Source organism: Sphingomonas sp., assembly GCF_031426035.1.
Taxonomy (GTDB): Bacteria; Pseudomonadota; Alphaproteobacteria; order Sphingomonadales; family Sphingomonadaceae; genus Sphingomicrobium.
On sequence record NZ_JANPKO010000065.1, the window covers coordinates 1 to 7,836 of the forward strand.

Annotated in this window: 7 protein-coding genes and 1 pseudogene; all 8 read right to left on the minus strand. The window is 70.5% G+C overall.

The features are described 5' to 3' along the window. The coding region (locus tag RMP08_RS04150; protein ID WP_310467728.1) for a ScpA family protein at positions 1 to 701 on the minus strand (701 nt) is incomplete at its 3' end. Between the two features lie 21 nt (positions 702 to 722). Beyond that, on the minus strand, positions 723 to 1,730 hold the full coding sequence (gene nagZ, locus RMP08_RS04155; RefSeq protein ID WP_310467729.1) for a beta-N-acetylhexosaminidase: 1,008 nt from the start codon (positions 1,728 to 1,730) through the stop codon (positions 723 to 725). A gap of 1 nt (position 1,731) precedes the next feature. Continuing rightward, the gene (locus tag RMP08_RS04160) at positions 1,732 to 2,403 is read right to left on the minus strand and encodes an SPOR domain-containing protein (RefSeq protein WP_310467730.1); all 672 of its coding nucleotides are present in this window, start codon (positions 2,401 to 2,403) and stop codon (positions 1,732 to 1,734) included. Continuing rightward, entirely contained in the window at positions 2,403 to 4,136 is a 1,734-nt protein-coding gene (gene argS, locus RMP08_RS04165; protein ID WP_310467731.1) for an arginine--tRNA ligase, read from the minus strand. Before argS ends, RMP08_RS04160 begins: the two co-directional genes overlap by 1 nt. A gap of 70 nt (positions 4,137 to 4,206) precedes the next feature. Further along, positions 4,207 to 4,572 (minus strand): hypothetical protein, encoded by a 366-nt coding sequence (locus RMP08_RS04170; RefSeq protein ID WP_310467732.1) that lies wholly within the window; start codon positions 4,570 to 4,572, stop codon positions 4,207 to 4,209. 105 nt (positions 4,573 to 4,677) lie between these two features. After that, positions 4,678 to 5,838: a deoxyguanosinetriphosphate triphosphohydrolase gene (locus RMP08_RS04175; protein ID WP_310467733.1), complete on the minus strand. Its 1,161-nt coding sequence runs from the start codon at positions 5,836 to 5,838 to the stop codon at positions 4,678 to 4,680. Beyond that, positions 5,835 to 7,067 (minus strand): SPOR domain-containing protein, encoded by a 1,233-nt coding sequence (locus RMP08_RS04180; protein ID WP_310467734.1) that lies wholly within the window; start codon positions 7,065 to 7,067, stop codon positions 5,835 to 5,837. Before RMP08_RS04180 ends, RMP08_RS04175 begins: the two co-directional genes overlap by 4 nt. Positions 7,068 to 7,175: 108 nt before the next feature. Beyond that, a pseudogene (locus tag RMP08_RS04185) lies at positions 7,176 to 7,836 on the minus strand (cell division protein FtsZ); the annotation flags it as partial.

The following is a 7,836-nucleotide window of genomic DNA, read 5'->3' on the forward strand; positions in this document are numbered from 1 at the left end:
CGCCCGCGCCGCGCCAGCTCGAGCGCGGCGAGGAAGCTCGAGGCGAGCGCCGACTTGCGCAATTGCGGGTCGTCGGTAGCCGGCAAAAACGCCTCGATCGCGGTCCATTCGATCGCCGCGCCGATCATCCGGCTGACCCGCTCGATCGCTTCCTCCAGCGTCATCACCGAGCGCGCGTGGACGACGTGCATCGGCGGCTGGGTGCGCGCCTTGACCGTGCCGTAGGCGGCGAACAGGTCGAACGGCCGCACCTGCCACTGCGCCTTTCGAATGAGCCGCAGCCCCTCGGGCGCGCCGCGCACGAACACGTCGCGGCCGAGCCGGTCGCGCCCGAGCAGCCGCGCCCCCGCCTCGCGCATCGCGGCGAGCCGCTGCAGCCGCATCTGCAGCCTCAACGATATCTCTTCCGGGCTGGGATCGGCCTCGGGGTCCTTGGGCAGCAGCAGGCACGATTTTAGGTAGGCCAGCCACGCCGCCATCACGAGGTAATTGGCGGCAATCTCGAGCTTGAGCGCGCGCGCCTCGGAAATGTAAGTCAGATATTGCTCGACCAAGGCGAGGATCGAGATTTGCGCGAGGTCGACCTTCTGCGACCGCGCCAATGTCAGCAATAGGTCGAGCGGCCCCTCCCACCCGTCGAGGTTGAGCGTCAGCTCGTCGCCCGGCCCCAGCGCCAGCTCCTCAAAGGCCTCGTCGTCCATGGCAAAAGCCTATCGCGAAGGTCAGGCCAGCGCCAGCAGCGCGTCCCGTTTCTCGACCGCCGCGGCAAAATCCATCCCGTCATCGTCGATCCGCGCCCCGGCCATCGCCCGCGCCAGCCGCGCCTCGCCCTCCGCCGACATCGCCGGCGCCGTTTCCGCAATCGCCACCATCTCGGCGAAATCGCCATTGCAGTGCAGCGCCACGTCGCATCCCGCCGCGACCACGCCCGCTGCGCGCTCGGCGGCGGTGCCGCTCAGCGCCTCCATCCCGAGATCGTCGCTCATCAGCCAGCCGTCGAACCCGATCCGCCCGCGCACGATGTCCTCGATCACGGTCGGCGACATGCTCGATGGATGCTCCGCGTCCCACGCGGTGTAGACGACATGCGCCATCATCCCCATCGGCGCGCCGCGCAGGCGCTCGAACGGCGCGAGGTCGGTCTCCAATTCCTCCGCGCTGGCGGTGACCACCGGCAATTCCTTGTGGCTGTCGACCAGCGCCCGCCCGTGCCCGGGGATATGCTTGATCACGCCGACCACCCCGGCCGAGGCCATGCCGTCGAGCGTCGCGCGGCCGAGCGCCGCGACCTGCATCGGCTCCGAGCCCAAAGAACGGTCGCCGATGATATCGTCGGCGCCTTCCTGCCGGACATCGAGCAGCGGCAGGCAATTGACGTTGATCCCGCACGCCCGGAGTGTCAGCGCCAGCGCGCGCGCGTTGGAGCGCGCCGCCTCGATTGCCGACGACGGCGCCGCCTGGTAGAGCCGCGCAAACGCCTCGCCGGTGGGGAACGCGGGCCATTCGGGCGGCCGCATCCGCGCCACCCGACCGCCTTCCTGGTCGATCAGGATCGGCACGTCGTCGCGCCCCGAAAGTTCGCGCAAATCGTCGGTCAGCCGCAGCAGCTGCGCCTGATCGACGCAATTGCGGCGGAACAGGATATAGCCCGCGGCATCGGCGTCGCGGAACAGCGCGCGCTCGTCGGCGGTCAGCTCCGGCCCCGCCATTCCGAAAATCGACGCCAGCATGTCAGTTGGCCACGAAGCATTTCTCGCCGGCCACGACCAGCGCCTGGCACGCCTGCTTGGCGGCCGCCGGCGAGCCCGCCCCGGCGCGCAACCGGAAGCCGGTTTTGTACGGCACCACGATCTTGCCCATCGCCGCGACCGTCGGGAAGCGCGACGACAGCGAGGTCCACGCGCGCTCGGCCTGCGCCGCATTGTCGAAGAATCCGAGCTGGATCACGCTGCCCTTGCCGCCTGCCGGAGCCGGGGTTGGCGCGACCGGCTCGGCGGCGGCGGGCGGGTCGGCGGCGGGTGTTGGCGCGGGCTTGGGCGCGGGACGAACGACCGGCGGCTCGGGCGCGGCATCGAGGTCGAGATTGGCGTCGGTGTCCTCGCCGGCGCTGGTCTGGAACGCGGTTTCGCTCTCGCCGGCGACATCGAGCCCGCCGGGGTCGGCCGGCTTGACCTTGTACGGACCGGGCTCGGCGAGGATCAGCTCGGGCGCGCCTGCGGCCTCACCGCCGCTCTCGCGGCCGAGCCAGAACAGGGTCCCCCACACGATTGCCGCGGCGAGCACCACCAGCAGGAACGCGGCGAGCATGCGCCGCCCGGACATCCCGCGCGGGCCGTCCTCGTCGTCGACTTCCTCGAGCCACGGCAGCCGATCCTCGTCATAGGCGGCGCGGTGGTCGGTCATCAGCGCATCTCCTCCGCCGCCTCGACGCCCATCAGGGCGAGGCCGCTGCGGATGATTTGCCCGACGCCCCGCGCGAGGTCCAGCCTCGCCCGCGTCAGGTGCGGGTCGCCCTCGACCAGGAAACGCCGCGCCGGATCGTCGTTGCCGCGGTTCCACAGCGCGTGGAAATGCGACGCCAGGTCATAGAGATAGAAAGCGATGCGGTGCGGCTCGTGCGCCAGCGCCGCGGCCTCGAGCACGCGCGGGAACTGCGCACACTGGCGGACCAGCCCCAATTCCTCGTCGTCGAGCAGCGAGAGGTCGGCCGCAGCGGCCATGTCGATCCCCGCCTCGGCCGCCTTGCGTCCCAGCGACGACACCCGCGCATGCGCGTACTGGACGTAGAACACCGGATTGTCCTTCGACGCCTCGACCACTTTCGCAAAGTCGAAGTCGAGCATCGAATCGGTGCGCTTGGTCAGCATCATGAACCGCACGACGTCCTTGCCGACCTCGCGCACGACATCGGCCAGCGTGACGAAATTGCCGGCGCGCTTGGACATCTTGATCGGCTCGCCGGCGCGGAACAGGCGGACCATCTGGACGATCTTGACGTCGAGATCGACACGGCCCTCGGTCAGCGCGGTGACCGCCGCCTGGACGCGCTTGACCGTCCCGGCATGGTCGGCGCCCCAGATGTTGACCAGATGGTCGGCGGCGTCGGCTTTCTGCAAATGATAGGCCGCGTCGTTGCCGAAATAGGTCCAGCTGCCGTCCGATTTCTTCATCGGCCGGTCCTGGTCGTCGCCGAACTGGGACGCGCGGAACAGGGTCAGCGCGACCGGCTCCCATTCGTCGTGGTCGTCGAGGCTCTTGGGCCGCTCGAGCTCGCCCTCGTAGACCAGCCCGCGGCCGCGCAGGGTGTCCATCGCTCGCTCGACCGCTCCAGCGGCCTGCAACGCGGCCTCTGAGGCGAACTTGTCGTGGTGGATGCCGAGCAAGGCAAGGTCGGCGCGGATCAGGTCGAGCATTGCGTCGATCGCGCGGGCGCGGAACAGCGCCAGCCATTCGCCCTCGTCCGCCGCCACGTAACGGTCGCCAAATTCGGCCGCCAGCGCCTGCCCCACCGGCACCAGATAATCGCCCGGATACAGGCCCTCGGGGATCTCGCCGATGTCCTCGCCGAGTGCCTCGCGGTAGCGGAGGTGCGCCGAGCGGGCGAGCGTGTCGACCTGGCTGCCCGCGTCGTTGACATAATATTCCTTGGTGACGCGGAAGCCGGCCGCCTCGAGCAGCCGCGCCAGGCTGTCGCCGACCACCGCGCCGCGGCAATGCCCCATGTGCAGCGGCCCGGTCGGGTTGGCCGAGACATATTCGACATTGACCCGCTCGCCCGCGCCGACCGTCGATGCGCCGTAGGCATCGCCCTCGGCGAGGATCGTTTTCAATTGGTCGCGCCACGCGTCGGGCTCGAGGCGGATGTTGATGAACCCCGGCCCCGCGATCTCGGCCGAGCGCACCCCCGGCAGCGCCTCGAGCTTGGGCGCGATCAGCGCGGCGAGCGCGCGCGGGTTGGTCCCCGCCGGCTTGGCCAGCACCATCGCCGCATTGGCCGCGAGGTCGCCGTGCGTGGGATCGCGCGGAGGCTCCACCGCCACCCCTTTTCGCGCGACATCGGCGGGCAGCGCGCCGTCGGCGACAAGCTCATCGAGCACGCCGTCGAGCAGCCCGGCATATTGGGCATAAAGCGACATGCCCGCGCCTCTAGCGCGCGCGGCGCAGCGCGTCACCCTGCCGAAGTGGCGAAACCATCTCGGCGGCCGGTCAGCGTCCCCACGCAGCCCAACACACAAGCGCCGTCCCGAACGCCGCCAGCGCGATGTGAAGATAGAGCAGCCACTTCGGAAGAAGCGTTCCGGCGAGGTGGTAGGCGAGGTTCATCACTACGCCGCCGGCCGCCGCGACGATCAACAATAGTAGCCCGGCAAGCGCGTTGCCGGGGATGGTTGCGGTCGCCGCGGCATAAATCAGCAATGTCAGGCCCGAACCGGCAAGCAGGCCGTGCGCCATCGCCAGCCAATTGGGCGGATTGGCGCGTTGCATCAGACGGCGGATTGCCATCAACAGACCGCCGGCCGCGGTCAGCAGCAACAGGATCGCGGCCGTCTGCACCATCGCTGCTTGGTTCATCATGCTCTCCGGTCGCGGCGTTACGGACGGCCGAAATTTGGGCCGGCGGTGGCTGTCAGTCAATCGTCCATGCGCCGCGAGGACGGCCCCGAACGCGAGGCGCCGCTAGAACCGGTCGGGCAGGTTGACCTGTCCGACCAGCTCCTCGTGGCGGGCGATGGCGAAGCGGTCGGTCATGCCGGCGATGAAGTCGCCGATCGCGCGCAATCGCGCAATTTCGCCGTCGTCGCGCTGCCAGCCGTCGGGGAGCAGCGCGGGGTCGGCGCGATAGGCGGCGGCGAGGCCTGCGACGACGCGCTGCGCTTCGTCGCGCACCGGAATCAGCGCCGGCGAATTGTACAGCCGCGCGTAGAGGAACGCCTTGAGCGCCTTTTCCTCCGCCGCCAGTTCGTCGGAAAAACCGACCAGTGCCCGCCCGGCGGCGCGCACTTCGTCGATCGTCGCCACCCCGCTCTCGGCGATGCGCCGCTTGGTCTCGGCGAGCACGTCACGGACCATCGTCCCGATCATGTCGCGCACCAAAGCACGTTGCGCCTTGTCCGCCGCCAACCCCGGATGGCGCTCGCCGATCGCCGCCCAGTGGCGCGCCACCAGCGACACCTCGATCAACTCGGCCAAATCGAGAATCCCCGCGCGCAACCCGTCGTCGACGTCGTGATTGTCGTAGGCGATGTCGTCGGCGATCGCGGCGACCTGCGCCTCGAGCCCGGGCCAGCTGTCGAGCTCGAGCCCAAACGCCGCGTCGGCCTCGGCCAGCGCCCAGCTCGGTCTCGCCACCGGCCCGTTGTGCTTGGCCAGCCCCTCGAGCGCTTCCCAGCTCAGGTTGAGCCCGTCGAACCCCGGATAGGGCGTCTCCAGCCGCGTCACCAGGCGGATCGAGTGGGCATTGTGGTCGAACCCCCCGGCGTCGGCCAGCGCCGCGGTCAGCGCATCCTCGCCGCCATGTCCGAACGGCGGGTGGCCGAGGTCGTGGGCGAGGCACAGAGCTTCGGTGAGGTCCTCGTTGAGGCCCAGGGCGCGGGCGATCGTGCGACCGATTTGCGCGACCTCCAGGCTGTGTGTCAGGCGCACTCGAAAATGGTCGCCGTCGGGGGCGACGAACACCTGCGTCTTGTGGCGCAGGCGGCGGAACGCGATCGAATGGACGATGCGGTCGCGGTCGCGCTGGAAGATGTCGCGCGGGCCGCGCGGGCCGGCGTCGACTTCGGGAAAGGCCCGCCCGCGCGAGGTTTCGGCGCGCGCGGCCAGGCCCGGGGCCAGGCTCATTCGCGCGGCAATTTGCGGATCGTCTCGCCCGGCTTGCTGGTCCAGCTGAAGGCGTCGATGCGGGCGTCCTCGAGCACCTCGGCGAATTCCTGGGCGTCGCTCGACGAGCCGAACGGCCCGATCAGCAGCCGCGCGCGGTCGCTGTCCTCGGCGATATAGCCCGCAATGCCCTCGAACAGCGCCGGCTTGCGCGAGCGGATGGTGCGGAACTGGTTGGGCAAAGCGGCGGGATTGGCGCCGCTCGCGAGTTGCACCCAATGCTTGCGCGCAGGCGTCGCAACGCGCGCCGGAGAAGTCGCGGGCCGCGGCGTCAGATTGGCCATTTGCGTCGCCGCCGGCGGTGGCGCCGCGATCACCGGCGGCGGGGTTGCCGGCGCGGCGGCGAGCAGGTCGTCGATCGAGCGCAGCCGGTCGGCGGGGGCCGCCGGCGGCAGCGCCGGAGATGCCGCGGCGAGCGATGCCCCGCTCCAATCGGGGAAAATGCCAAGGTGCACCGCGGCGGCCTTTTGGTCCGAGCGCAGGGTCGGCAGGCGCTTGAAAAACGGGTCCATGCGCGAGGACGAGCCGGGCAGCGCCGACTCCATCGCGCGGCGGGCGCCCTCGGCATCGCCGCTCAGCGCCAGCACCAGCGCGCGGCAACGCACCCCGCCCGCGTCGCGCCGCGCGATCAGCGGGTCGAGCGCGGTCAGCGCGCCGGCCTGGTCGCCCGAGATCGCCAGGCTCAGCGCAAGCCGTCGCCGCGCCTCGTCTCCATCGGCGCCGGGGAGTGCGGCGCGATAGTCGGCTTGGGCCTCGGCATGGCGGCCGAGCAGGTCAAACGCGAGGCCGCGGTCGGCGGCGAAGGCGAGCACGCTCCCGCCCTTGGCGAGAGCGCGTTGAAAATAGACCAGCGCGCCCGCGGCATCGCCTTCGCTGACCATCGAAGCGCCCATCCCGGCCTGGGGCAGCGGGCTGGTCGGCCAGACTTCCTCGGCGCGCCCGAAGAAACCCGCGGCGGCCTGGGTGTCGCCCATCGCCAGCGCGGCGCGGCCGGCGCCGATCAGGGCCTGGAAATTGCGGGAATCGGTGGCCAGCACGCGGAGATTGCGGGCAAGCGCGTCGGCCGGGCTTTCGCGGGGCGTGGCATAGGTGGCCTGCGCGGCGGCGGGCGCGGGCGCGGCGACCACCGCGCTCGCGGCGGCCAGCGCCAGCATCACACATTTCGTAAATCCGGTCGAACTTCTCGCCATTCCTCTCCCCTTGCCCAAGGAGAGCTTGCGCCAGCGTTTACGCCTAGCCGCCAAGCGACGAGCCGTGCCGCGGCGGCGACGAGCGGGTCGCCACCGCCGGACTTCGCGCTACTGGTTGTTCTGACGGTTGAGGAAGCGCGGGATGTCGAGCGGCTCGCGGCGGAAACCGGGGGCCGGCTCCTCCTCGTCGACCTGGGCCTTGGCGGCGCCGCGCGCGATGTTCGACATGCGCTCGAACAAGGTGCCGGTTTCGCGGGCCTTGGGCGGGGTGTCGCTGTCGCCGGCATGCGGCACGGCGTCACCCTCGTCGTCGGCCGGCGGCGCGAACGGCGCCGAGCTGACCGGCGTGGTCAGGATGTCGTCGCTGTCGAGCAGCAGTTCGTCGTCGCCGGTGCCGTCGGTCGCGCTGGTGTCGGTCGTCGCCTCGTCGGTGAGGTCGAGCGGCGGCTCGTCGCTCTCGGCCATGGTCGCCGCGGCCGTCGTCGCGGTCGCTGCCGGCGTCACCGTGCGCGTGGCGGGGAAAGCGAACACCTTGCCCGGCGCCGCCTGGGTGCCGATTTCGGCTTCGATCCCGGTCGCCACCACCGACACCCGGATCTTGCCGCCAAGGTCGTTGTTGAACGCCGAGCCCCAGATGATGTTGGCGTCGGGATCGACCAGTTCCTTGATGTGGCTGGCGGCCTCGTCGACCTCCATCAGCCGCATGTCCTCGCCGCCGGTGATCGAGATGATCACGCCCTTGGCGCCCTTCATGCTGACCCCGTCGAGC

What these genes read in the sequence shown, in the direction of transcription:
- RMP08_RS04180 (WP_310467734.1), bottom strand. Translation starts at nt 7,067, where the DNA reads ATGGCGAGAAGTTCGACCGGATTTACGAAATGTGTGATGCTGGCGCTG.
- RMP08_RS04160 (WP_310467730.1), bottom strand. Translation starts at nt 2,403, where the DNA reads ATGACCGACCACCGCGCCGCCTATGACGAGGATCGGCTGCCGTGGCTC.
- nagZ (WP_310467729.1), bottom strand. Translation starts at nt 1,730, where the DNA reads ATGCTGGCGTCGATTTTCGGAATGGCGGGGCCGGAGCTGACCGCCGAC.
- RMP08_RS04170 (WP_310467732.1), bottom strand. Translation starts at nt 4,572, where the DNA reads ATGAACCAAGCAGCGATGGTGCAGACGGCCGCGATCCTGTTGCTGCTG.
- argS (WP_310467731.1), bottom strand. Translation starts at nt 4,136, where the DNA reads ATGTCGCTTTATGCCCAATATGCCGGGCTGCTCGACGGCGTGCTCGAT.
- RMP08_RS04175 (WP_310467733.1), bottom strand. Translation starts at nt 5,838, where the DNA reads ATGAGCCTGGCCCCGGGCCTGGCCGCGCGCGCCGAAACCTCGCGCGGG.